The 25850-nt window shown below is 46.0% G+C and carries 22 protein-coding genes; 15 read left to right on the top strand and 7 right to left on the bottom strand.

Annotated elements, in window-relative coordinates; genetic code table 11:
* Window positions 1-40 precede the first annotated feature (40 nt).
* Window positions 41-1549, top strand: coding sequence for a methyl-accepting chemotaxis protein (locus F456_RS0105860; protein WP_018976072.1), 1509 nt, complete (start codon window positions 41-43; stop codon window positions 1547-1549).
* A 276-nt stretch (window positions 1550-1825) separates the two neighbouring features.
* Here the strand turns inward: F456_RS0105860 and F456_RS0105855 are convergent, their stop codons facing one another.
* The 3 genes from F456_RS0105855 to F456_RS0105845 all read right to left on the bottom strand — a co-directional run bounded on the left by F456_RS0105855 (window position 1826) and on the right by F456_RS0105845 (window position 2912).
* Window positions 1826-2176, bottom strand: a complete 351-nt coding sequence (locus F456_RS0105855; protein WP_018976071.1) for a hypothetical protein — start codon at window positions 2174-2176, stop codon at window positions 1826-1828.
* Complete coding sequence (locus F456_RS24240; RefSeq protein ID WP_157059999.1) at window positions 2110-2352, bottom strand: hypothetical protein; 243 nt, start codon at window positions 2350-2352, stop codon at window positions 2110-2112. Before F456_RS24240 ends, F456_RS0105855 begins: the two co-directional genes overlap by 67 nt.
* Window positions 2353-2540: 188 nt before the next feature.
* Entirely contained in the window at window positions 2541-2912 is a 372-nt protein-coding gene (locus tag F456_RS0105845; RefSeq protein WP_018976069.1) for a hypothetical protein, read from the bottom strand.
* A 426-nt stretch (window positions 2913-3338) separates the two neighbouring features.
* Here F456_RS0105845 and F456_RS0105835 point away from each other — a divergent pair, with 426 nt between their 5' ends.
* The 12 genes from F456_RS0105835 (at window position 3339) to F456_RS0105780 (ending at window position 18291) form a co-directional block, all read left to right on the top strand.
* Entirely contained in the window at window positions 3339-4814 is a 1476-nt protein-coding gene (locus F456_RS0105835; RefSeq protein ID WP_018976067.1) for an AAA family ATPase, read from the top strand.
* 9 nt (window positions 4815-4823) lie between these two features.
* A complete protein-coding gene (locus F456_RS0105830) occupies window positions 4824-6176 on the top strand; it encodes an McrC family protein (protein ID WP_018976066.1) in 1353 nt (450 codons plus the stop codon).
* Between the two features lie 18 nt (window positions 6177-6194).
* Window positions 6195-6683 carry a hypothetical protein gene (locus F456_RS0105825; RefSeq protein WP_018976065.1) on the top strand — a complete coding sequence of 163 codons (489 nt, stop codon included), beginning with the start codon at window positions 6195-6197 and terminating at the stop codon, window positions 6681-6683.
* A gap of 24 nt (window positions 6684-6707) precedes the next feature.
* On the top strand, window positions 6708-6917 hold the full coding sequence (locus tag F456_RS0105820) for a hypothetical protein (RefSeq protein ID WP_018976064.1): 210 nt from the start codon (window positions 6708-6710) through the stop codon (window positions 6915-6917).
* A gap of 438 nt (window positions 6918-7355) precedes the next feature.
* Window positions 7356-9287, top strand: a complete 1932-nt coding sequence (locus F456_RS0105815) for a 3'-5' exonuclease (protein ID WP_018976063.1) — start codon at window positions 7356-7358, stop codon at window positions 9285-9287.
* 63 nt (window positions 9288-9350) lie between these two features.
* Entirely contained in the window at window positions 9351-9722 is a 372-nt protein-coding gene (locus tag F456_RS0105810; RefSeq protein ID WP_018976062.1) for a hypothetical protein, read from the top strand.
* A complete protein-coding gene (locus F456_RS0105805) occupies window positions 9719-10156 on the top strand; it encodes a hypothetical protein (protein WP_018976061.1) in 438 nt (145 codons plus the stop codon). Before F456_RS0105810 ends, F456_RS0105805 begins: the two co-directional genes overlap by 4 nt.
* A gap of 85 nt (window positions 10157-10241) precedes the next feature.
* On the top strand, window positions 10242-11924 hold the full coding sequence (locus F456_RS0105800; protein WP_018976060.1) for an ATP-dependent nuclease: 1683 nt from the start codon (window positions 10242-10244) through the stop codon (window positions 11922-11924).
* Window positions 11921-13429, top strand: a complete 1509-nt coding sequence (locus F456_RS0105795; RefSeq protein ID WP_211223567.1) for an ATP-dependent helicase — start codon at window positions 11921-11923, stop codon at window positions 13427-13429. Before F456_RS0105800 ends, F456_RS0105795 begins: the two co-directional genes overlap by 4 nt.
* A gap of 71 nt (window positions 13430-13500) precedes the next feature.
* Window positions 13501-13827, top strand: coding sequence for a nucleoside triphosphate pyrophosphohydrolase (locus F456_RS0105790; RefSeq protein ID WP_018976058.1), 327 nt, complete (start codon window positions 13501-13503; stop codon window positions 13825-13827).
* Complete coding sequence (locus F456_RS0105785) at window positions 13811-16267, top strand: DEAD/DEAH box helicase family protein (protein ID WP_018976057.1); 2457 nt, start codon at window positions 13811-13813, stop codon at window positions 16265-16267. Before F456_RS0105790 ends, F456_RS0105785 begins: the two co-directional genes overlap by 17 nt.
* A 116-nt stretch (window positions 16268-16383) precedes the next feature.
* A complete protein-coding gene (locus F456_RS0105780; protein WP_018976056.1) occupies window positions 16384-18291 on the top strand; it encodes a hypothetical protein in 1908 nt (635 codons plus the stop codon).
* A 562-nt stretch (window positions 18292-18853) separates the two neighbouring features.
* On the opposite strand, the gene F456_RS0105775 is transcribed toward F456_RS0105780, so the two are convergent.
* Window positions 18854-21748: a DEAD/DEAH box helicase gene (locus F456_RS0105775; protein WP_018976055.1), complete on the bottom strand. Its 2895-nt coding sequence runs from the start codon at window positions 21746-21748 to the stop codon at window positions 18854-18856.
* Window positions 21748-22146, bottom strand: a complete 399-nt coding sequence (locus tag F456_RS0105770) for a (deoxy)nucleoside triphosphate pyrophosphohydrolase (protein WP_018976054.1) — start codon at window positions 22144-22146, stop codon at window positions 21748-21750. Before F456_RS0105770 ends, F456_RS0105775 begins: the two co-directional genes overlap by 1 nt.
* Before the next feature lie 335 nt (window positions 22147-22481).
* On the opposite strand from F456_RS0105770, the gene F456_RS0105765 reads away from it, so the two are divergent.
* Window positions 22482-22877, top strand: coding sequence for a DUF5412 family protein (locus F456_RS0105765; RefSeq protein WP_018976053.1), 396 nt, complete (start codon window positions 22482-22484; stop codon window positions 22875-22877).
* Window positions 22878-22988: 111 nt separating this feature from the next.
* On the opposite strand, the gene F456_RS0105760 is transcribed toward F456_RS0105765, so the two are convergent.
* Complete coding sequence (locus F456_RS0105760) at window positions 22989-23264, bottom strand: hypothetical protein (RefSeq protein ID WP_018976052.1); 276 nt, start codon at window positions 23262-23264, stop codon at window positions 22989-22991.
* A gap of 140 nt (window positions 23265-23404) precedes the next feature.
* Here F456_RS0105760 and F456_RS0105755 point away from each other — a divergent pair, with 140 nt between their 5' ends.
* Window positions 23405-24703, top strand: a complete 1299-nt coding sequence (locus F456_RS0105755) for an NAD(P)/FAD-dependent oxidoreductase (protein WP_018976051.1) — start codon at window positions 23405-23407, stop codon at window positions 24701-24703.
* 346 nt (window positions 24704-25049) lie between these two features.
* Here F456_RS0105755 and F456_RS0105750 read toward each other — a convergent pair whose 3' ends face one another.
* A complete protein-coding gene (locus F456_RS0105750; protein WP_018976050.1) occupies window positions 25050-25685 on the bottom strand; it encodes a hypothetical protein in 636 nt (211 codons plus the stop codon).
* Window positions 25686-25850: the final 165 nt, after the last annotated feature.

Raw genomic sequence — 25850 nt, 5'->3', positions numbered from 1 at the left:
AAATAAATAGTTGCGAAAATTTTTTAAGGATGTGAACGTGATGAAAGATTGGAATCAACTGCGTTACGAAGATATGCGTCTCAAAAACCGGCTCGTATTTTACTCGCTGCTTATTACGGTAATACTGGCACTTCTCTTGTACATGGTCGTCGATATTGACCCTGTAGGGCGGTATACGCTGATTACTGGTGATCTCCTTACAATTGCTATCATCGGGATCATGCATTTCGGACGCAAAAAAGAACGGGCTATCGCTTACGTGTCCCTATCGATGGTCGCGATCAGCCATACGGCCGCTTTCATCGTAGTACCGAGCATGGTCAATATCGTAACCGTCTATCTGCTGCTCGTGCTGTCCCTTGTCTATATGCAGCGTGGACCGATGTATACCGGATTTGTAGGAGCAGCGATGCTGTTGGCCGCTTATATCTACAAAGGCGATGCTTATGGCCTGGGTAAAGACCAGATCATCGCGCATTTGTTCTTCTTCATTATTATCATCGTTATCTTGACCAACTTCCAGAAGATCGCCGATCGGATGCTGGCACAGATTGCCGAGCAGCAGCAGCAGACACAGGAACTGCTGGAGAAAACGGAACGACAGAGCGCGAGTCTGCGCGAAAATGTACGGGTCGTTTCGGAAAACATGGAAGCCGTCTCGATGAGCAGCGAAGAGAATGCCACTTCATTCGATGAGATGAACATTGCGGTGCAGGAAGTCACGCAGGGCGCCGTATCGCAAAATGAGCTGCTGAGCAGCGTAACCGAATCAATCCGGGTCAGCGGACAAGAGCTTGGCGGTATGCTGGAATCGGTACGTCAACTGCGCGAGAAGAGCGAAACGGCAGCGGATTCGTCTCACAGAGGCGACGAGATCGTTGACGGGCTGTACCGCCTGATCGGCGAGTTCGAGACTCAAGTGCAAGCCGCAGCGGAAGAAGTTAACCAGCTGGCCGAGCAGGTATCCGTTTCGTCGCAGCTGATCGGCACTATTCAGGAAATCTCTTCGCAGACCAATCTGCTGTCGCTTAACGCCAGCATCGAAGCGGCTCGTGCCGGAGAATTCGGACGCGGCTTCTCGGTTGTTGCAGGTGAGATTCGCAAGCTGGCCGATCTGTCGGCAAGAGCGGCTGAGCAGATCTCAGGTAATCTTTCCCTGGTCGGCGGCCATTCGGACAGCACCAAGCGCAACATGCAGTCTATCGCTGTCCGGATGCAGGAGTGCATGGGCATGGTGGAAGAAACGCGTACCGTCTTCACTTCCATCACATCGGCTGTTAAAGAAGTAGGTCAGTCGGTTGTTCATTACGACGGCCTGATCGGCAACGTTCGCGCTTCGTCTGAAGAAGTGGAACGTTCCTCCGAAAGTCTGGCAGCAATCAGCGAGCAGTCCACCGCAGCGCTGGAGCAGGTCTCCGCTTCGCTGATCGAACTGGTCAGCAAAAACGGTGAAATCCTGAAGCGTATCCGTCACAACGAAACGGCACTGCGCAGCATGGTTGGCGAAGATTCCGATGAATCGAATACGCAGCAGGTGCTGGAAGCCTAAGTATGCGTAATGAGTGTTCTTACTGAGCGCCGGTACTGAGCCTCTTTCTTAACTATCTTTACTAAGCGTCTTTACTGGGCATCTGCACTAAGCGTCTGACTAAGTATCCGTAGTAAGCATCCTTATTAGGTGTCCATAGCATTCATGCTGTAATCTTTGCACACCGAAAAGTAAGAAATCCCATAAACCGCAAAAAGCCCGCTAACCGAGATCTTCGGCAGCGGGCTTTTTGTGTTTAGAGGTTGGAAGTTAGAACTTGAAATTGAAAGCCTAGCCTCAGAGGTACATCCAATGAAATACACCGGCGGAGCCGATCAGTAGGATCGCCATGCTCATCGTCACCCAGTGCTGCCGTGTTTCTCTCACAAAGTGACGTTCCACTCCCGCGTTCAGCACCATCGACAGGGCCAGAAGGCTGAGCGCCGGGGTCCATACCGTCATGTCCGATGATCCGAGAATCAGGAAAAAAGCAGGGATGGCAGGAAGAGCGGAGAGAGCGGTCATGAAGTAGTAGCGGTACTTATCTCGATCGTGTTCAAACTCGGGCTTGCCCCGCACAATCAGCATACGGAGCAGAGAGCCGACCAAGGTAAGTATAGAAAGGAATAAGAGAAGTTGATTGGACATGGCCTTTTGTCTCCTTTCTGGTGAATTTCGCCCTGCATATATCCCTTCAAGCGAGGCATATCGCTCAGTGCGCGCTGATCTTCGCCTGTCACGAAATAGCGGGGAAGGATAACGTTCGCGAGCAGAATGATCAGCAGACAGCCCAGAACCAGAACGATAATAGGAGCAGTCAGCATCTGTTTTCCTCCCTGATTTTTAAGTTCGGCATTTACTCGTTACTTTCTTCCGTACGGGTCATATGAGGCTGCGCTTCCGGATCTTGCGATACCACACTGACCTAACCGGTGTATATAAGCATCCCCAGCAGACACAGACCGACTACGTAGAACAGCACTTTTTTCAGATTCAATGCAATTACTCCTCTCTAAGCCATTTGGCTAAACAGCAGGTAAAAGACGGGAATCGCGACAACCCCTACGCTTACTGACAGCAATGTTGCGACATGTCTTCGGGTATGCGGCAGATATTTCTTTTCCAGTAAAGCATGCGACAGGCCGAACAAAGCGAAGATGCCGAGAGCCAGACCCAAGAAGTAAGGTTCGTTTCCAGCGTAAAAGACTAAAAAGCCAAGCCCTACAAGCAGTGCGAGGCTGATGCCAAGTGAATACATACGCGGTTTCACATTATCCAGATCCATCAGCGTCCGCCGATCTTCACCGCGCACGATCCGCCAAGTGAATAAGGACCGGGAAGTAACAATGATTAGAAAAACGAAAAGACTCCAGTAGTTTTCCATGAAATCACCTCTACAAGATAAACGTCTGCACAAGTGAATTCATTACGGAAAAAGAAAGACTGATATACAGAGTTCCCATATATAGCTAAGCAAGTTACAATCACATATATATTTGGAAGCCGTATAGAGATCAGTGACTATTGAAAATTTGTTTTGAACAAGCTCGATCGCTCCGATCTCCAGCGTTTCTGCCAGATGCTTTGCGTGCGAAGAACAGTGAATTCCAGGTCGAATACGATATATTTCATCTCTGAATCTCTCCTCTATTTAGGCTTGAATGGGCTTAGTGAGTTTATTGTAAAGGGGAGTTGTGACAGCGGGGTGTCTCGAACACTTGTTTGGTGGTAGGTGGGTGACGGAAGGACAGAGTATGCTTGTCATACATAAAGGCTAAGGACTATCGATGCAAAAGGAGAAGGAGAAAATATGAGTGAGCAAGCGGGGCTGCGTAGAGAGAAATTTAAAAAATGGATGGAAACCCAAACTTATGGTAGTGGAAAGTCTTTTGCTAGCAAAACGATTAATAGTTATGCTTCGGCTCTTGCTGGTGCAGCAAATAAATTGACAAACTCCGCCGATTTGGCAGTGACCAATATGTTCGAAGTCGATGACCTGGAACGCTATAGGGAGCTTAAAAAGCTTATCCGTCAAGCGGAGAATTTTGCAGAGATCGATCGTAAAAACCAAAATAAGGACTTTGAAAATGGCTTGGACCGCTATGAAAAGTTTCTACAAGAGCAGGAGAGTGGAGCAATGAATTCCTCTATTATGCAGTCGGCTCAATCGTCTGAGAATCTATCGCAGCTCGACAAAAACATCATCCTATACGGCCCACCAGGAACAGGCAAAACGTATCACACCGTGCTGTACTCGGTAGCGATTATCGAGAAGAAGCCGCTTCAGGATGTACTGGACGAAGCGCAGCAGAGCGGATATGAATCGGTAAAAGCTCGCTACGAGGCTTACAAAACAGCAGGACAGATTGCTTTCACGACTTTCCATCAATCCTATGGGTACGAGGAATTTATGGAAGGTATCAAGCCGGTTATGGCCGACAGAGAGCCGGAATCGACTTCCGGCGAAGTCTCCTACGAGATCGCACCGGGGATTTTTAAACGGTTTTGCGATGCTGCGGGGGAGCCTCTGACAGACGAACGGTCTGCTGCGGAAAAACATGACGGAAACGAGACGGATGTCGCTATTCGCGAGAACGACCGCAATTACGTCTTCGTTATCGACGAAGTCAACCGCGGCAACATCTCCAAGATCTTCGGTGAGCTGATCACGCTGATCGAACCGTCCAAGCGTCTCGGCATGCCGGAAGCAATCACGCTGCAGCTTCCGTATTCCGGCGAATCTTTCGGCGTACCGGGCAACGTCTATCTGCTGGCAACGATGAATACGGCAGATCGCTCGATCGCCCGTCTGGATACCGCTCTGCGCCGGCGCTTTACTTTTGCCGAGATGATGCCTGTTCCGGAACAGCTGTCTGCGATGAGAGTCGTCGGTGAGCAGTTGGATTTCCCGCAAATGCTGGATATGATAAACCGGAGAATCGAAGCTCTGTACGATCGGGAGCACATGCTGGGACATGCGTATTTCCTCGGTCTGGGACAAGAGCCGACGCTGGAAAAGCTGGGGCATCTGTTCGAGCATACGGTGATTCCGCTGCTGCAGGAGTATTTTTACGAAGACTACGAGAAGATTCGTCTGGTGCTGGGGGACAATAACAAGAATGCCGGAGATCAGTTTATCATTCGGGAATCGGTGCAGGTAAACGAGCTGTTCGGCAGAAATACGGAGATCGACATGGATGAGCGGGTAACGTACCGGATTAATCGTGAGGCGTTCGGACGGGCGGCCGCCTACCGTGGAATTTACGACTACGGAAAATCCGAGTAGGAGCGTAATATGAGTACTTATTCCGACAAGAAAAGCTACCGCGTGACGTTAAAAGAATTCGGTACGCTGTGCAAGCATCCGTCCGGCGAAACTTACGGGTACACCCGTATTCCGGAGAACGTATTCGACCGGTTGGAGCAGTTTATTCTTGAACACCGGACAGGCGGCGGCGAGAGTGAGGCGCTCGAGCTGCTTACCCTGTCGAGCCGCAGGGGCGCAGGCCGGCTCATCAACGCCAAAAGCTACGTAGGCGTTATCGTCCTCGCGGATGGCAGCCAGATCGAGATTTTGCCCAAATTGTACGTCCGTGACGAAGAAGGCTCCGAAGCGCAGACCAAGCGGACTTTTCTGCATATGCTGCGCACAATTGGGGAGATCCCGAGTAAAGCTTTCGGCAAAGTCGGCCTCGGTACAGACAAAAGCAGCATCCTGGACATTTTTATCCGCATGTTCATCGAGGAAGCTCATATTTTGGTCAAGCGCGGACTGAAGTCAGACTACCGGGAACGCGAAGGCAACGAACGCTTTTATAGGGGCAAGCTTCAGGTGGCGCAGCATATCCGTCATAACGCTTTTCATCGGGAGCGCTTCTACATCCGTTATGACGAATTCAGCGTTGACCGACCGGAAAATCGTCTGATTAAGGCGACGCTGGAAAAGTTGATTCGGATCACACGCGGCAGCGGAGTGCGGAAAGACCTTTATACGCTGTTAAATGCATTTGAAGGAATTCCAGCGTCCGCCGATGTGGCGCAGGATTGGAGCAGGGTATCGTCAGATCGCAGCATGCAGGAATATAAGACTTTGCTGGCCTGGTGCCGGGTCTTTCTGGACGACCGGAGCTTTACGCCATTCGGTGGCTCGGATCAAGTTTATGCTCTGCTGTTTCCGATGGAAAAAGTATTTGAGCGTTACGTCGCCGTGCTGCTGCAGCGGAAACTGACTCCGGAGGGGGTAGAGGTGAGCACCCAGGACTTGTCTCACAAGCTGTTCCAGACTCCCGCCAGATTTCAACTGAGGCCGGATATCGTGCTGCGCAGTCTCTCAGGCGTCATCGTGATGGACACCAAGTGGAAGCTGCTGGACGGTCGTAGACCTGATTACGGAATCTCGCAGGGAGATATGTATCAGGCGTATGCGTATGGGAAAAAGTATGGAGCGGAGAAGGTCTATCTGATCTATCCTCAAAGCTCGGCGTTCATGGCGGACCAGAACAGGCGGATCACGTACGACAGTGGGGATGGAGTAACGGTGGAAGTGGTGATGCTGGATCTGGGGCTGCGTCAAGAATGCGTGGAGGAGTTAGTGCAGTTGGTGCGTGAATTGAGTGGCGCGGCAGATGGTTACAGAGCAGGGAATTGAAGAAAGGAAGATTTAGTTATGCCGAGCTGGCATCTTAAAGATTACAAGGGAGCGTATCACCCGGCAGAACTTCATTTATTAACCTTGGTAGAGGCACGTTCTTTAAGACAGATGGATTGGGAACAGGAATTTGATTGGAGCGTTTATACGCTTAAAAGTTTCTCTTCAAGACCATACAAATTGCTGGCAATTGGCAATGCCTATATTCAGGGTGCTATCGCTTACCGGGATGCAGAAGGTTACGTTTTTGTCGATCTGCTAGAGAGTGCACCGGCTAACCGATATGCCAACAAGCAAAGAGCTTATGTAAATGTAGTCGATATTTTGCTGGGAGCTGCTTGTGAACGCAGCAGAGAAATCGGCGGTGGAGGACTGATTTCTTTTAAATCAAAAACTAATTTAGTCCGTTATTATATTGAAAGATTTGGCGCAGAATTAATAAGCAGTAATCAAATGGTAATCGACGAAAATGGTGCAGATCGTCTTTTTCAGTTATACTACCGTTAATAAGCATGATAAGGAGGGAACAAGATGCGTAAGGTGCAAAAGCGTTCTTTAACTCCTTTCGGAAATTCAAACCGCCCAGGTATTCGACCACCTGCAGGACAAGCTGCCACAAGACAACCAAGCGGAGTTGTAATAGTACCCCCTGCGGAAGAAGAACGTGTGAAAATGGATACTGAGATGCAAAAGTATATTCAAGAGAAAAAGCGTTTGATTAAAAAAGACCTAAGAATATAAAGGTTAAAAGAAAGCCGTGCCCACTATGGGTGCGGTTTTTTCTTAGCCAATTTGCGCTCTTCGTTATTGAAGCGCATCATAAGTAGTAAAGAAATGTACGGAAAAGTAGTGCTTCCTCAACTCATTAAGGAAATTTTAGAAAAATTACTGGTAATCTAGTTCCAAAATAACGCTAAGCAAGTTACAATAGTTTTTAGTTAAGTACCAAACTCGTGACCCATGTCGGAGGGCCTGGTTGAGTTTTTTTGCTCAGACTTTTGTTCGTCCGATTGCATTTATCTGCAGCTGATGCTGCTTCATGTTCATTCATAATGCTTTGCCATCCTGTGCACGGGCCGTTCAAATTCGGTCTAAGCACCATCCCGTCAGATTCCGGAAGCACCGGATCTCCAACCGCCACTTTCAACAGGGGTCTGACCACATCAGGAGTGATGACATATGGCTTACATGATCCCGGAAACCATCCCCAAAAAAGCGACCGCAGGCGAACGCCTGTTATTCCATACGCTCCGCGAACATCTTCCCGACGATTATATCGTTTATTTCGAACCCCGAATCGGCGGCCGATGCCCCGACTATGTTGTAATCGGACCGGACCTCGGCATGCTTGTGCTGGAAGTGAAAGACTATACCGAGAGCACGCTGTACGAACTCTATCCCGACGAATGGCGCATCTACAACACGCAGGGCGAGCTGAGCACCGTGATCAATCCGCTGCAGCAGGCGCGCAGTTATGCTTTCCGTATTGCCGACAAGCTGAAGAAAGACAAGAGCCTGGTCCAGACCGGCGGTACCTATCACGGCAAACTCAAATTCCGGTTCGGCTTCGGCGTCGTGCTGACCCGAATGCGGGAAACACATATCGTCAAACACAGTCTGCAGCGGGTGATCGAACCGCAGTTTCTGCTGACCCGGGACGATATCGACACCGATCACGAAGGCTTTGACGGCACAAGACTGCTGGAGCGGATGCTGGGCATGTTCACGATTCCTTTTCATCCCAGCCAGATCCTCAGCCAAGACGACATCAAAGCGATTCGCTACCATCTGTTCCCCGAAGTGCGGATCAGCGCAGAGTACAAGCAGCCGTCGCATTACGACGATCAGCTGCTGCTGTCGCTGCACAATCTTCAGGCGATGGATCTGCACCAGGAATCGCTCGCACGTCAGCTTGGCGATAAGAACCGGCTGATCCGCGGCGTCGCCGGCAGCGGCAAGACGCTCATCCTATCGGCTCGTGCCCGCCTATTGGCCAAAGACCATCCGGACTGGAAGATTCTCGTGCTCTGCTACGGCATCCCGCTGTCCCGCGTGCTGAAGGGCATGATCGAGAAGATGATGGAAGAACCGGAGGACCTGTTCGATTTTGCCAGCATGAGCCCGGACGAGAACGGCAATTCAGCTGCCAACAAGCACAATATCGAAACCGCTACTTTCCATGAATGGCTGTGGAATGCGCTGAAGATCCGGGACGACGGGATCGAGAGTCTGCTGCCCAAGATCGACCGCGGCGAGACCATCCTGCCCAAATACGACGCGATCCTGATCGACGAAGGTCAGGACTTCGAACCGTCGTGGCTGGAGCTGCTGAGTAAGGTGCTGAACCCGGAAACCCAATCCTTGCTGCTCGTTGAGGACAAGGCCCAGAACATTTTTAAAAGGAAAACAAGTCTCTCGTCCAGCACCGGTCTTGACTTCCGCGGACGTTCCAAGATCCTGAGCATCAACTACCGCAACACCTCGCAGATCGTGAACTTCGCCTGGGACTTCTACCGTACGCATTCAGCGCTGAAGGACCGCGTGAAGGAAGGCACCAGCGTCGACGGCGTCGAGATCATCCCGCCTCAGAGCACCAAACGCAAAGGCGCGGAACCAATTATCAAGCAGTGCGCCAACTTTAATGAAGAAGCATCCTGGGTCGCCCGCGCGATCCGCAAGCTGCATGAAGAGAAAAAAGTGCCTTACGCGGACATCGCGATTCTGTACCGGGTGCGAAACAACTACTCGTATTCGTACGTGGATCGGCTGCAAAAAGAGCTGGAGAAGCTAGAGATTCCGCACGACTGGATCGCGGAGAACGTTGCAGCGAAGCGGGCGTATGATCGGAACGCGCAGACCGTGAAACTGTCGACGATCGACAGTTCGAAAGGGCTGGACTTTAAAGCGGTGTTTATCGTGAACGTGGAAAGTATGCCTTTTAAGCTGGAGGAGAACGTGGAGCGGGAAGTTTCGCTGTTTTATATTGGGATGACGAGGGCGATGGATTGGTTGTTCCTCAGCTATTGTAAGGCGGAAGGGTTTGCGGGGTGGTTGGATGAGTTCGAAAGATCTAAAAGTGTAACTAGTAAATTGAAAAAGAACCTTAAATAAATTTTGTGTATTCTCATAATTATGACATAACAAAAACTAATCTTAAGAAAGAGGGTAGTTTTAATGTCGATTTTATCAGCAGATTATGTGAAACAGGGGATTTTAGTTCGTACACTGACGAAAGGTGATATTGACAAAGACTCTTATATCAGTACTTACAGAGGGAATTTGATTTGTTCGACATTAGGGTGCGAAGCTAAGCTGGTATTTTCATCTGGTCGAACTAAACATTTTAAAACTTGGCAACGTTCTGATCATTCGGCAAATTGCATTCATAGGTTTGAACGCATCAAAACTGGAACTGGAGTAGATCGTTCGCAAGTAGCCAATGTAACAGCTTCAGAAGAAAGAATACAACAATCATTAAAAAATGCATATTTTGATTCTACTTTAACGAATGAAGAGAAAGAAAAACTTAAAAAAGGAAGTCAGTGAGAAAAGAAAAAAGCCCGATTGTTGAAGGCAAGGGTACTCGGCCTATAGTTCAGTTAGTTGCGGATGGAGAAAAGCTTAGCAACGAAGAAGAAGTAGGAAATTTGCATGCCCCTAATATTCGTCAAAAAGAGCTTGAAACTTTCAATGAAAAAGATATCGGAAAAACTAAAACGATTAAAGGCGGTTTTATAAAAGCAGTAAGTTTCAGTAAAACCGATGCGGTGATTTCTGTAAAGCAAAACAAAAGCAATGTTGACATTCGATTTGGAGAAGCCTTTTTGGCAAATGATCCAGATGCATTTAGCTTATTTCATCTTATCCAGAGATATGTAAGTGAAAATGACAAGTTAGATTTACTGGTTACGGAGAGATTCGATTTAACGAAGATGAACAAAAATTTGAGCTTTGGATTTTTGAAAAAGATCGTTTTTTAATTGAAACTTTGAACTTGTCTGGACTTGCTGCTTACTATGTAGAGAAGAACATAATTTAATTTAGTAAGAAAAGAGGCTGGGTATTTTGGAATTCAAAAATGTTCACATTAAAAATTTCAGAAATTTTGAAGATGTAGAAGTAACGTTAGCTAATAAAAATGCCTTTTTCGGTTTGAACGATGTGGGAAAATCAAATTTTTTAAGTGCATTTAGGTTTGTTTTTGATAAGGATGTGAGAAGGCAGAATTTTTTTGACTCTGATTATCACTGTAGAAACACGAACTTACCGATTGAAATAACTTTAACAATAGACATTAGCGATCTTACTTGTACAGATAATCAGAAATTAAGAGCTCAGTTGAAAGGGGCTTTATTGAGTTCTCATCAGCAAGTTTTTATAAGACTTGTTGCACAGTACGATTACGCTGAACTTACAGGAGTACCTCTTCTTTATTGGGGGGGAGACATTAATAACTTACAAGAAATGAAACAAAGAGGATATTTATATGAAATAGATTACGTTATGAATGTGGTCTATATAGATTCGTATGTAGACCTTCAAAATTTATTTAAAAAAAATGTGAGTAAGTTGATGAAAAATGATGAAGAAGAAGACAAAAATGTATTACAAGAAATCAAAGGAGTTATAGGCGATCTTAATGAAAAGATAGCTTCTCTGTCAGGGATTAAAGATTTTGAAGCAAAAGTGACTCCCGAATATAAAAAATATAGAAATGATAATATTTCAGTTTCAGTAAAATCTGAAGTTGCAATTAAAGGCCTTTACTCAAATTTAATTCCCTATGTTAAGCGTGATGATGATACTAATCTCTATCCAACAGCCGGTGATGGAAGGAAAAAACTTTTGTCTTATTCTCTGTTTGATTTAATAGCTAGTGAAATGAGCGAAAAAAAAATAACGCTTTTTTTAATAGAAGAGCCAGAAAATCATTTGCATCGTTCTATGCAAATTGCACTGTCAAGAATAATTTTTTCGGATGAAAGGTATAAATACCTTTTTGTAGCGACACATTCACCATTTATACTCTACGAAATGAACTTTGTAAACCTTGTTCGAATTTATAACAAAACAAAGGTCGATAGCGTAAGTGCTTTTTACAAAATTCCTGATGCTTACGAATCTTACAAAAAGATTTTAAATAGAAACTTATCAGAAGCAATATTCGCTGATAGAGTACTTTTGGTAGAAGGTCCTTCTGAAATAATGTTTTTCGAAAAAGTACTTTCTGTAGTAAATCCATTCTACGAAGCCGATGGCGCTTATCTTTTAGCAGCCAATGGTATAGGATTTGAAAAGTACTTTGATATATTGAAAGGGTTAGGCATAAAATGCATCATCAAGACAGATAATGATCTTCGCAGTAGTAAAAAGGGATATAGTGTTTTAGGATTTTTTCGATGCAACAAGTATACAAAAGACGCCAAATACAAATTGCCGATCAAACCAGTAACGTCAAATAGTATTACAGACAAAATAACTCTATACAATAACAATCAAAAAAAGCTAGATGAAATAAGAAAAGACTTTTCGCTGTTTTTATCAAAAAGTGATCTAGAAAATGACTTGGATGAAGTAATACACGATAAACTAGTAGTATGGTTAAAGAAAAGTGATCCCGTTAGTTACTTGCAAGCTGCAAAACACACTAATATGGTAGAACTATTACAGTACTTAGACGAAAAGACATGTAAAGAAATATATGAACACTACAACTTTGCTTGTCTGAAAGAAGTGATAAAAAATTGAATAAACTAACGAGTACTCAAAAAGAAATAGTAGAAAAAAGAGGTCATTTAGTGGTGAGTGCAAGTGCAGGAACTGGAAAAACGCATACAATGGTGAATAAAATAGTGAATGAAATAGAAGTAAATAAAGATCACAAAGTAATAGCTGCTGTTACATTTACTATAAAGGCTGCTCAAGAAATAAAGGAAAGAATTAAAGTTGATGTATCTAGGCATTTTATTGGAACAAACAATAGTTTTGTAATCGAAGAGATCGTACAACCTTTTATTAAAGATGTTTACGGACCTACGTATGACATAATTTTAAGTGCGGATTATTCAACAAACTTTTCTTCTTTTGAGGAGGGTTTAGAGGTAGTAGCACAAAAAGCAACTTTAGGTGCATATAGTGACGACAAGAAAAATTTTATTTTCGAATTAGCTCAAGATATAGTTAAAAGATCAAAAGCATGTCAGTTATACTTGCAAGCTAAATATTTTAAAATCTATATCGATGAGTATCAAGACTGTGATAAAAGCATGCATGAGTTATTTATGTTTTTAGCAGAAAAACTCGACATTGAAACATTCATAGTTGGCGATGACAAACAATCCATATACATTTGGAGAGGCGCTTATCCAGAAGCGTTTAAAAGCATATGGAGAAAAGATAATTTTAGTAAAATTTCACTTTCGGATAATTTCCGATCCTGTCAGCAAATACAAAATTACTCTAATCTATTATGTGAAGAAACTCGTGTAAATTATGTAGAAACTAAACAATTAGAAAATATAATATGGGTAAATAGCACTTATAATACTTGGTACCAAGATGTATTGCAGTTTATAGATAATTCGAAAACTACGGCTTTGTTAAGATTTAGTAATGATAATTCTAAAAAAGGTGCTGAAGAACTTTCGAGTGTTGGCTTTGAATGTATTCATATACCTAAAATTCCTTTGGCGGATATAACTACAGAGTCAGCATGGATTTATAATTCAATCGCTAAAAACTATGTTTTGAATCATTATTCTGTTTATGACTTTATTTCAGAGATTCCCAATGAAGGAGAAAACTCTAAGAGAAAAGTAAAAATTATAAGTGATTTTTTGCAAAGAATCAAAGATTCTCTCTATGATTCTGATGGGTTTTTTGAGAATATCTCCGGCTTAGGAGAATATCTTAACTACTCAATTGAAATGAGACATGTCAGAAAGCTTCAAGAAACTTTGAAAAATGAGTCGTTTCATGTTGCCTTTGAATCTGAGAGATATCAAAACACATCTATTACTTTTCATTCCTCTAAAGGATTAGAATTTGACCAAGTTATAGTTTTTGCAGAGGATTATCGATTACATGATATGTCTAGCATTTATAATCATTATGTAGCAGTAACTCGGGCTAAAAATAAGTTAATCATTATAAAGTGCGATCATTGGGCGGCAAGTAAGTTTGAAGCTAACTTAAGAGGTATATTTGCTGCATATGGAAAATCTTTAGAGGATATGGTCTATATTTCTTCTTGAAGCACAAATTTTACTTTATGAATTGATTTGAATCCTTTAAAAGAGAAACTATAAGGAGCACCATTTTAGTTATGACAACTCACAACAAACTAATCCGCGACCTCATCCCTAATATCATTGAATCCACCGGCAAATCATTCACCACCCGCATCCTGGATGAAGCCGAATACGCAACCGAACTCCGTGCCAAACTGCGCGAGGAAGCCGACGAATACTTCGCCGCTTCCTCCGACGCTGACGCGCTGGAAGAACTCGCCGACATGCTCGAAGTGATCCACGCGCTGGCTGTCACGCACGGCGCAGATCCCGAGACACTGGAGCAGATCCGCGTCGACAAAGCCGTCAAGCGCGGCGGTTTCGACCAACGGATCTACCTAATCGATGTCCACGAATCTTAACGTCAAGCTCATTACCCGCAACCTGGGGGATGAGCTGATTGCGGGGATGCAGAATGCGACGGGCATCTATATCATGACGTCTTTTCTCATGCAGTCCGGCGTTAATCTACTGGCTCCGCATCTGAAAAAGGCGCTGGATCGCGGGGCCGAAGTGAAGATGCTGGCGGGGGATTATCTGTACATTACTCAGCCGGAAGGGCTGCGTAAGCTACTGGCTATCGACGATCGGCTCGAAGCACGGCTGTGGCGGAGCATGGGTACGTCTTTTCATCCCAAGGCTTATCTATTCGACTACGAAAACGGGGAAGGGCTGCTGATCGTCGGCTCTTCCAATTTTTCGTTCTCGGCGATGAAGACGGGGTATGAATGGAATCTGGCGATGAACGCGCAGGCGGAGCCGTATACGTTCCGCAATGCGATGGACCAGTTCATGGAGAACCTTTATCACGACGCCACGCTGCCGCTGACAGAGGATACGATCGCGCTGTACGAAGAAGAGTATCTGCTCAATCACCGCAAAAATCCCGAGCTGCAGCGGCAGGTGATCGAGATGGAAGAAGCCGAAGCGGACGTCGGGGATGTGCAGGAAGAGAGTCCGACAGAGGAACGGAAGACCGACGCAGCGATCCAGCCGAGGCCCGCTCAGGAGATGGCACTGGATGCGCTGACGGCGACGATCGAGGAAGAGTACGACCGCGCAATGGTGGTGATGGCGACAGGACTCGGGAAAACGTATCTGGCTGCTTTTTTGGCGCAAAGATATCAAAGGGTTCTGTTTGTTGCGCACCGGGAAGAGATTCTGAAGCAGGCGGTTCGCTCGTTCGCGCATGTTCTTCCAGAGCGCAGCCACGGCCTCTATAACGGGCAGAGCAAAGAAAGCGGCGCAGACTGCGTGTTTGCTTCGATCTATACGCTGGGGATGAAAAAGCATCGGGAGACATTTGCGCCGGATGCGTTTGACCTGATCGTGATCGATGAGTTCCACCATGCGGCGGCAAGATCGTATCAGTCGGTGATCGACTATTTCAAACCGCAGTTTATGCTGGGCATTACGGCGACGCCGGATCGGATGGACGGGCAGGACGTGTATGCGCTGTGCGGCGGGAACGTGGCGTACCGGATTCATTTTATCGAGGCGATCCGGCGAGAATGGCTGGCGCCTTTCCAGTATTACGGCGTGCACGACGAGACGGACTATTCTGGTATTCGCTGGCTGGGCAGCCATTACGACGAGGAGCAGCTGCTTGCAGCGCAGCTTCGGCAGGAGTATGCGGAGCGCGTCTATGAGGCTTGGACGCTCAGACGGCAGACGCGCACGATCGCATTCTGTTCTTCGATCCAGCAGGCGGATTATTTGTCAGACTATTTCCGCACGAGGGGCAGCCGGACACTCAGCCTGCACTCGCGCACTCGGGAAATGAGTCGGGAAGAAGTGATTCGCAGACTGGACGGTGGAGAGCTGGAAGTACTGTTCACCGTCGATCTATTCAACGAAGGCACGGATATTCCAAGCGTCGATACGCTGCTGTTCGTCCGGCCGACCGAGTCACTGACCGTATTCATCCAGCAGGTGGGCCGGGGGCTGCGTCTAGCGGAAGGCAAATCGCACTGCGTCATTATCGATCTGATCGGCAACTACCGGAACGCGGACGTGAAGCTGAGTTTGTTTGCGGACTATGGCGATGAAGACGATACGGCTGGAAAAAAGGAACGGCCAACCGGAATCCCGATTGTGCCGGACAGCTGCTCGATCCAGTTGGAGACGGCGGTCGTCAATCTACTGGATGAACTGAGCCGCAAACGCGCGCCGTACCGGGAGAAGCTGCATCGCGATTTTCTAGATCTTAAGGGTGAGCTTGGCCGCGTTCCGACTTATCTGGAGCTGCATTTGCAGGGCCGATCTATGAGCAAAGGCTATCGGGACGAGTTTGGGTCTTATGTTGGGTTCCTAAACTGGGCGAGTATGCTGAATGAGCAGGAGCAGCAGGTATTCGAGCGTTACGAAGCTTGGCTGCGCGACGTGGAAAAGACTGTGATGGCGAAAAGCTACAAGATGATTGTGCTGCTGTATATGTTGGAACGCGGCGCGGATCGGTGGAATGAGGCGGTAACGCCGGAAGAAGTTGCAGCGTTTTTTCATGATTATCTGACAAAGAAGGAGTACCGCAAACGGATCGACTTCAGCGACAAGGAGTCGAAGCGGCTGTGGAACTGGAACGAGCAGACGCGAACGAAGGTGGCGAAGCTGATCGCGGGCATGCCAATGAGCAAGTGGGCAGGGGTGAAAGGCAGTCAGGTGGAGTTTGCGGATGGGGAGTTTGGATTGAGTTTTGAAGTGGCGGAAGGAGATAAGGATCTACTGCATCGGTGGACGTGGGAAGTTTGCGAGTATCGGCTGCATGCGCATTTTGAACGTAGAGATCAGTCGAAATTCAAGTAATGACTTGTTTAAAAATCCGAAAATCTGAACGAAAATCATTTGGCTTTTAAAACTTGTATTTTTAAAATCTGAATAATTTAAGTTGCTAATATTGGATAAATGTGAGAGGAGATCCTATGGAAATATATAAGTTAGAACGTTTGACACGAAGGGAAGAAGAGTTTTTAAAACATATACATGATACCATTGAAAATTTGAGTTTAAAAGCTGGACTCGATGAACTTAAAAAATCGGGGATTTGTATAGATATAAGGGGTACAGGTAAACCAAGAGATAATAAACTTTACAAAAAAATTATTGATGACTTAAAAAATCCTATTAATCAAAATGAAATCGAAAATTTCCAAAAAGAAGTAGAACATTTGAACAATTTATATAGCACTTTTACTAATGTCTTTTTGAAAAAAGTAGATGATTCACTTTCGGATGAACTTTATGCAGAAGCTTTCCTCATAGCTTTAGAACACGAATTATCAATTTTATATGAAAAAAAATTTGGGTTTGGTGGATTAAATGATAATAAAGCAGATCTAATAGAAAATATAACGATATTCTCAGGCGCAGTATTAAAATATATGAGATATAAAAAGATATCTTTTAATAAGGTAACTTCAAAAATTGAAAGAAAATACATTAATAATGCGAAACATCATCTAATAGGGGTAGACTTGAAGAACACTCTAGATACAATGTTAGAATTGTGGACTTATTTTGAAGCGGAATTAGATACTACTTCTTCTTTTTGTGTTACTGCTAAAGGAAAACATGCTTTAGGTAAAAATATAACACATATGAAATTTATGGATATAAGAAATGCTAAAATAAGCAGGTTTGCGTATGAAAAAATCCATTACCCACAAAAATATGAGTTCACTGGAGTTCTTCCTCCTCAATCCTTTATATCAATGGAAGAAAAAATGGCGTGCGAATTTATTGAAGAATATTTTTCAACTTCTGATCTTTCAATTAAATTTAACGATATCTCTTTAGCAGAATTAGTAAGAGCTTATAGTGTAGTTTCACTAGAGTGTAGAAAATTTCTTGAATCTCGAATTTTAAAAGCCGAACGTTCGGCTTATACAGTTAATGAATTTTGTATTACAAGGACAAAAAATAAGTGGATTAAAAAATTTGTTGAACATGGGCTGGATAAAAAAGCAGCTAATAAAGTATTCGATTTCATGAAATTTGATAATTCCTCGGAAGACTTGATTGACAATCCATTTATAGAATTTGGAAAGTATTATGTTGTAGTACCGACTGCATGTGTAGAAACTGACCCTTCAAGAGCTATAATGAATAATTTTACGAACAGAAATATTGGAGTAAATTTAAAAGGAACGATGTTTGAGAAGGAAATTTCGAATTCACTTAATGAAGTAGGGATAAAATGTCTACCGCTCCGTCACCCCAAATATGAATGTGATGCATTGTTTGTGATAGATGATATATTGTTTTTTGTCGAAGCAAAACACTTAAGACATCCTGTCACTTATAAAGAATATGCTCATAATCTTGATAAAATAAGTGATGCCTGTAAACAATTAGATCGTATTTCTGCTCATTACATGTTAGAAGAGAATCTCGTGAAAATAAAAGAAAAATTAAATGTGAAGAATATTAAAAGCTTTTATAAAATTGTCGTTGTGAATACTTCTCAAGGTGAAAAACTAAACTTTAACGGTGTTCAAGTAACTGATGCAACTTCATTTAATGGGTATTTTAAGAGAACTCCACCACGTCAAATTGAGATTAAAGGTAGAAACACTTATCCAAGAGAATTATTTAGCGAATATTATAAAGGAGACATAAACGCAGAACAATTCATTGACTTTTTGGAAACAGCGCCCACGCTTGATTTATACAAAAAAAGAATTACTTATCAAGAATTCGATGAAATAGAATCAATAGGTTTTAAACTGATTGACTTTTATCCTAAAATAAATTCATTTGTTAATTTGGATAGTTTGTCCGAAATCGAATTAAAAGAATTTAATGAAGTTTATGGAACTGACTTTAATTAAATAAACATGAAATTTGCTTAGGGTTTTAGGCAATGATATAGCATTAGTTGGTTGTCAGCTAGTTGGTGCTGTTTGTTCGCCCAACCGAGTCACTGACTGTGTTTGCTCAGCAGTTAGGTTGGGGAGTGGCGGAAGAAAATCGTACTTGTCATTATCAACCCGATTGGAAACTACCAGAATGCGGCCGTGCAACTGAGTTTACTTACGAGCTACAGCTATAATCTCCAAGCAGTTTAGAAAAATGAAGCTGTAACCAAAGAGAAAAATTCATTTATTGTAGATAAGAGGAATATAGATTTGATTCTGCTGAGCTATTAAGCTTATGAATATCTTATAAACTGCCTCAACAAATAAGAGTCGAAAGTATTAGGTAGCCGTCCCGCTGAGGTTTAAGCCAATCCTAAGAAACGTGTAGACTTTAATAAAACTCGTCGAAGCTCAAAAGTATAAGGATGGCACAACGATTTTAGGTTGGATTTATTTTCAAGTCTTTGAAAGAGCAACTTTCTAATCAAATAAGCTGGAGACTGATCCCAATCAGCTCCAGCTTATTTGCGTTGAGTTACCCCCGAGTCAAATACCCATATAACTTACTCTCCACCGCATGCTCCAACACCAAATTCATATGCACCACGGGGATTGAATTGCCATTTTCATCCGACATGGTACTTTCGACTGCGCTCTTGCCATCATAATTCGCTTGGCCCAGGTAATAGTATTCAAGCCCTTCCGCATCATCTTTCTTTACGAAAATATGCAGTTCAATGCCTTCCCGATCGGCGTCTAAGATCAGTTTCACTTCTTCGGATGCCAGCGTTCTTCGGCTCCGTGTGGACCACTGCAGCACTTCCGAATTGATGAATTCGTCCTGATACTTGGTGCTGGCGCCGACATTCTCGTGTTTCTTGTATGTGACGAAGATCGGACAGGTTCCGTTTTTGATTTTGTAGCCAAAGATCGTCGAACTGCCGTCTTTGTCCCAGTTCAGCAGCTTGCTGGCGTCTTTCCGGGAGTATTTCTTGTACAGCGTCATCGTAGATTTGCAATCGTATTGTTCGTTTTTCAAGAAGGCGGTCTGAATAAGATCTGAGACCAGCTGCTTAAAGTAACCCTGCTGCTGCAAAGCTTCTTGCATGACAGGATAAAAGCTGTAGCTCTGATCGTCATTCAGCTGGACAATCGGTAGGGTTCCGTACTTTTTCCGTGTCTGCTCGTTGAAAAATTCCATACTCAGCACACGCATCACCGAATCGAGTGTGTCAATGCCTACCCGGCAACCATCTTCCCGAAGACGTTCAACGTAAGCTTGTTTTGGGACTGTCCCTTGCCCAAGCAGCATGTCCAGCAGGAGAATCTCATGCCGTCTTTTCCCGTTCAGAACTTCTCCTGAGAGCATGGTCAAGTACTGCTGCTCCTGCTGGGATAGACTCGGTACAGGTTCTTTGACTTTCAACAGAAAATGATAGTAACTCGGGAACTCGTCGGCAAAGATCAGCGGATCGAGCGAGTTGTTTTCGACATAGTCAAACAGCAGCGGGACACGGTTCAGTCGGTGCTTCAGATCAGTATACGCCTCGCGCAGCAGCTTGAACGCTGTTAGGTTGCTGCCGCTGATCGATTTGAAGATTTGCTGACGCGCCACTTCCTCGAAATTGATTGAAGACACGCCTTTGATATAGCTTGTATCTTTCATATGGCGGCGGATATTGTCTTTGTTCTGCGATCGATCTCCGGAGAGGGCGATTGGAATCATATAGTTGTTCTTGTAATTGCCGATGAAGTCGATGACCGTTACGAATTCTTTGCTATCATGCTTCCGCAGTCCTCGGCCAAGCTGCTGAATGAATACGATGCTCGACTTCGTCTGCCGCAGCATGATCACCTGATTGACGGACGGAATATCGATCCCCTCGTTAAAAATGTCTACCGTAAGCAGATACTGCAGTTCGCCTTGTTCCAGCTGCCGCACATGGCGTTCGCGCTCTTCCGCATTGTCGGTGCCGGTCAGTGCCGCTGTTCGGTAGCCTCGGGCATTCAGCAGATGTGATAGCTCGTTGGCCTCCGCCATGCGGCTGCAGAAGATCAATCCTCGCACCTTTTCGCCGGAATAACCATAGTACTCGACCTTTTCCATCAGATAATTGACGCGCAGTTCTTTTTCAGAAAGAGAGAGTTGAGACGGGTCATCGAGCAGCTCGCCGTTACGCATATAATCGGTTACGCCAAAATAGTGAAAAGGACACAACATATCTTCTTCCAACGCTTCCTGAAGCCGAATCTCATAAGCGATATTGTAGTGGAACAGCTCATAGATATTGAAGCTGTCGGTACGTTCGGGCGTCGCAGTCATGCCAAGCAAGAACTTAGGCGTGAAATGCTGGATGACGCTGAGATAAGAAGCTGCCCCGGCTTTATGGACTTCATCGATCAGAATATAGTCGAAGTCGTCCGCAGCGAATTGAACCAGATGTTCAGGCTTGGCGATCGTCTGTACTGTTGCAAACAGATACTTGGCCTGTGCATCCCGACGATTACCGGAATAGATGCCAAAGTCGCTTTCCGGACCGCCGATGATTTTTCGGTAATCGCTGAGCGCTTGTTTAAGGATTTGCTCCCGGTGCACGACAAATAGCATCCGGCGGGGCGCCGCATTTTTGACATCGAACGCAGACAAGTACGTCTTGCCAGTTCCTGTTGCTGAGATGACCAGACCTCTGGCAGCGCCGCTGCTTCGTAAAGCGCTAAGGTTCTGCAAAGCTTGCTGCTGCATACGGTTGGGCTCAATGTGAACGAACGCGTTGTAGGGATTCGCATTTTCCGGAAGAAGAGGGACGACTGCTTTCATCTTCTTATTGGCTTTGCGCACTTCTTCGTATAGAACTTGATAAGCTTCGATCCATTCTGTGGTGAGCGGAATGGCGGACTGCCAGGCTTTATCGAACTCTTCATGGAACTGACCGAGAAGACCGCCATGTTCGAAGGAAGTCAGTTTCACATTCCATTCGTAGTTTGTTTTGAGTGCAGCTGCAGTTAGATTGGCACTGCCCATAATGATGGTTGAATGCCGCGAGTGTTCAAAAAGATAGCCTTTGGCATGGAATCCACTTAGCTCGGTGAGTCGTACTTCGACGTTGGTGATCTTCAGCAGCTCACGGAAAATTTTTGGATGATTGAAGTTCAAGTAATGCGAAGTCAAGATTCTGCCGACGATCCCTTGGGCGTGCAGGTCAGCCAGCTGAGATTTAAGCACGGCCAGACCGCTCTCCGTAATAAAAGCGACCGAGAAAGTGAAGCTGCGGCACTGACGAAGCTCTTCCAGCAGAGGCGTCAGAATATAGTCTCCGGTGTCCCGGTTATTGACCAGAAGCTTCGGTTTGTAAGGGTCCAGCGATTCCTGATGGCGATCAATAAACCCCCAGCTCAGCGAGTCGTTTAAGTGCCGAATCGAATCGTCCATCACTTCACCATCCTTTCCCGAATCCGCTCCACCGCCGGAATATCCGCAGGTGCCCAATCCAACTGGTCCAGCTCGCCGGCCGGCAGCCACTTGATCTCGACGTGCTCGGTCAGCGTAGGCTGTCCACTTACAAGGGTGCAGTAGAACGTCGATAGATGTACAAAGCCGAAGTCATATTCATACACCGTCGTTTCGATAAACTCCCCGATCTCCACGACGCAGTTCATTTCCTCGTCAATCTCGCGCTTCAGCGCTTCCTGCGGGCTCTCGCCTTCCTCGATCTTGCCGCCGGGAAACTCCCATTTGTAGGGCAGAGCTTTTGTATTCCCGCGCTGCGCGCACAGAATCTTACCTTGCTCGACAATGACCGCTCCGACGACGTGTATATGTTTTTTCATGAGTTCCTCCGATGTACAAGGTTGGGTTTCTATGTGTATGCCATGCGTCTCTTTTTCATTTTAGGGTGTAAGCGAGGATAAGGCTAGAGTGAGGAGGGACTTGCTGGTGTTCTCCTCACACTTGACGCGCGGCGACATTGTCACTGGCCTGTTTATAAAATGGAACAACGAAATAGGCGGTCGGTGCGTTTATTTAGAAGTGGATAAACATCGGTAAAAAAGAGATAGTGTCGAACATTTAGTCACTTTACTAATTAGCGTGATTGCGCTGCTGCTTTTGTACAGAGGGCTGCGGCATTTCGAAAGAATTTATGATTTTTAGAAGGAGTGTCTTAATGGATCGATTTGCAGAAGATAGAGCCTCATCTAAAAAATGTAGTTTATCCATCATAGCTTTAACTTTATTTCTGATGGCGTTAGTGCTGATCCTATGGGGAAGAAGTTGGTACTATGATTTGGATCGTTTGCCGCGCGGCACTGTCTTGGAACAGCAGCAGTCTCCCAATAACAAATATACACTCATTGCCTACTTATCGGACGCTGGCGCAACGACTTCCCTATCCCTACTCTGCGAGCTTAGATTTAACGACGGTAATGCAGAACACAAAACGATTTATTTTCAAAAGGATACGGATGCCGTTTCGATTGATTGGATTGACGAGGATCACGTTACAATAAACGGGCATCAGCTGCGGGTTCCTGATGAGATTTACGATGATCGAAAAGAATAAAATCAGTGATTGTTAAAAAAACCAAGCAAGAAAAACCGAACTTTCTACCGAAAGTCCGGTTTTTTGTCTTGCATCGGCTGTTCATTTTAAAAGTTCGATTCGAATAATCCCTTACCCCCGCACTTTTCCCTTCTTAGCGAACTTATAAACCAGCAGCGTAATAGCCGCATAAGCGAAGCCGTAGATGACCCAGGCATCCAGGTTGTTTTGGAGCGTGTACAGGTTCTTCCAGATAAAGAGCAGCGGAATAAACAGGCTCACGATTGTGGGCCAGATCGGATGAAGCCTGAGCTCTTTGCCGGCGATCGCTGCAAGTCCGGCCAGGATGGGACCGATGACGAGAATCGCCAACATTGGATTGAGATGCGGAAACAGATGGTAGAGCATAGGGGGCCTCCTTGACCGTAGATCTTCGGTTTTCTTTCTACAAGAATAAACCCGGTATCCGGTATAATAGTTACATTCGTGTGTTGAACGATTTTTTGGAACTTAACTTACATGAACCAACGGAAAGGAATTCCAATCTTATGAAAAAAATTATCGTCGTCGGTTCCGGTGTTCTCGGAGCTTCCGCCGCGTACCATCTCTCTCAATCCGATGCCCAAGTGATGCTCGTGGACGGTCGCCATCCCGGACGTGCTACCGACGCGGCTGCCGGCATTATCTGCCCGTGGCTGTCGCAGCGGCGCAATCAATCGTGGTACCGGCTCGCCAAGGGAGGCGCACGCTACTACGCGGAGCTGACGGAGAAACTGCGGAGCGAAGGCGAGAGCGACACCGGCTATGCCCGGGTCGGCGCGCTCAGTCTGCATACCGATCCGAAAAAAATCGAGCAGATGCGCGAACGGGCAGAGAAACGCCGCGAGGATGCGCCGGAGATCGGAGAGATCGAGGTGCTGGACGAAGCGCAGGTCCGGGAATTGTTTCCGCTGCTGAACGACGGCTATATGGCTGTGCGCGTCAGCGGAGCTGCCCGGGTAGACGGACGTGCCCTGCGGGACGCCATGATCTCCGCTGCACAGCGCAATGGCGTATCGGTGATCGAAGGGGAGGCGGCGCTGAGCGTAGTAAAAGGGCGCACCACCGATATGTCGGCAAAAGGTGAACCTCTTCCGGAGCACGCAGCTGATGTAACAGTAAAAGGTGAACCTCTTCCAGAGCACGCAGCTGATGTAGTGTCAAAAGGTGAGCCTCTTCCAGAGCACACAGTTGATGTAACAGCAAAAGGTGAATCCATCACGGAAGGACGCGTCACTGGCGTCACCGTAAACGGCGAATATTTCCCAGCAGACGAAGTGGTAATCTGCGCGGGAGCGTGGGCGAATGAGCTGCTGCGGCCGCTTGGGCTACATTTCCGCGTCACTTTCCAGAAAGGACAGATTCTGCACCTGCAGATGCCGGAGCAGCCTGGTAGCGGAGAATGGCCGGTTGTTATTCCGCCGAATGATCAGTATTTGCTGGCTTTTGATCATGGCAAAATGGTCGCCGGAGCCACGCACGAGAACGACGTGCAACTGACGGATGTCCGCGTAACGGCAGGCGGCATGCATGAAGTGCTGGACAAAGGGCTTGCACTTGCACCGGGACTGGCGGACGGTGAGCTGCAGGAAGTACGGGTCGGTTTCCGGCCGTTTACGCCCGGATTTCTGCCGGTGATCGGGCGGGTTCCCGGTTGGGAAGGTCTGATCACCGCCAATGGTTTGGGCGCATCGGGACTGACGATGGGACCGTTTCTCGGCCGGCAGCTTTCCCAGCTTGCGCTCGGTCTGGAACCGGATCTTCCGCTGGACGATTATGCGGTAGAGAAGGCGCTGGAGCCCCGCTGAGCGATTCGGTATCTTTTAGGTAGAAAGCGAGCATGAATTACAAAGTATAACGTATAGGGCACAAGCTATAAAGGACTGGTTTTAAAGAGCAAGCCGTAAGGACAATCCGTAAAAGATAAACGGTAAGGGCAAGCTATAAAGGATGATCAGTCAGGACAAGCAGTGAAACATAAACCGTAAAGCATAAGCAGTAAATTATAAACCATAACGCATAAACCAAACCTCACACTACAAACCTTAAAGCACAAGCAGCAAAGCATAAGTAAAAAGCATAAGTAAAAAGCATAAGTAAAAAGCATAAGCAAAAGAACGGCTCCCTGTCACATACAGGAGAAGCCGTTCTTTTTTATGGAGTAAGCCGGCGGCACTCGTTGTAAGCTCCCGTACAATCCGTAAACGGCGAATCGTCCGCGAGACTGTAGAACTGGTCGCCTTTGGCGTAATATATTTTCGGGATCTGGGCAGCCAGGAAAGAGTCTTGGCTTGCGACCCATAGATCAATATTGACGATATATGTTCCGCCTTTGACCAGATGCTTCATCTGCCGTTGATTTAGCGTGCCGGGTTCGTCCAAGTCTCCTCGAACGGGGAAAGTCGAGACGGTGTTCATCTTCTCCCTGCCCATGGCGATTATATCAACCGGATTGGTCGAGGTCAGAATGGCGGAAGTCGGCTTGAAATCAAGACTGACCAACCGGCTGCCGTCCATCTCATAAGAAACCAGCGTGCCTTCATAAGGATGCGAATGCGTATCTCCATATTCCCAGTGCTCCGGCGAGCCCACTGGACTTTCGTCGATCGGCGGCTGAGGAGGATTCACCCGGCTTTGGTCGATATTAGGGGCTTCGTATAGGGAAGAGGTCTGCGCCGCTGTAGCTTCAGTCGGCCCCGGCTTTGAATCGCATCCGGCAGCGGCAGCAGTCAGACTCAGCATAAGCAGGATCGGCAGTGCTTTTTGCGGCAGTCTGTTCTTGGAATTCATTGTAACGTCTCCTTCTTCTATGCCCTGGAACGCGGCTCTCTCATTCTGTTTCATTCTTGATTTAACAATCCTTGATTTTAACGAATCCTAGTATCGCTATTTGACGGATTTAAGTGTTTTTAAAAGTCTAATGAATCCTCATATCCCTATTTACAGCTAACAGGT

This window comes from Saccharibacillus kuerlensis DSM 22868, assembly GCF_000378145.1.
Lineage (GTDB): Bacteria > Bacillota > Bacilli > Paenibacillales > Paenibacillaceae > Saccharibacillus > Saccharibacillus kuerlensis.
Note: the sequence above shows the minus strand (reverse complement) of the source record. Positions and strands in the feature narration are given on the sequence as shown.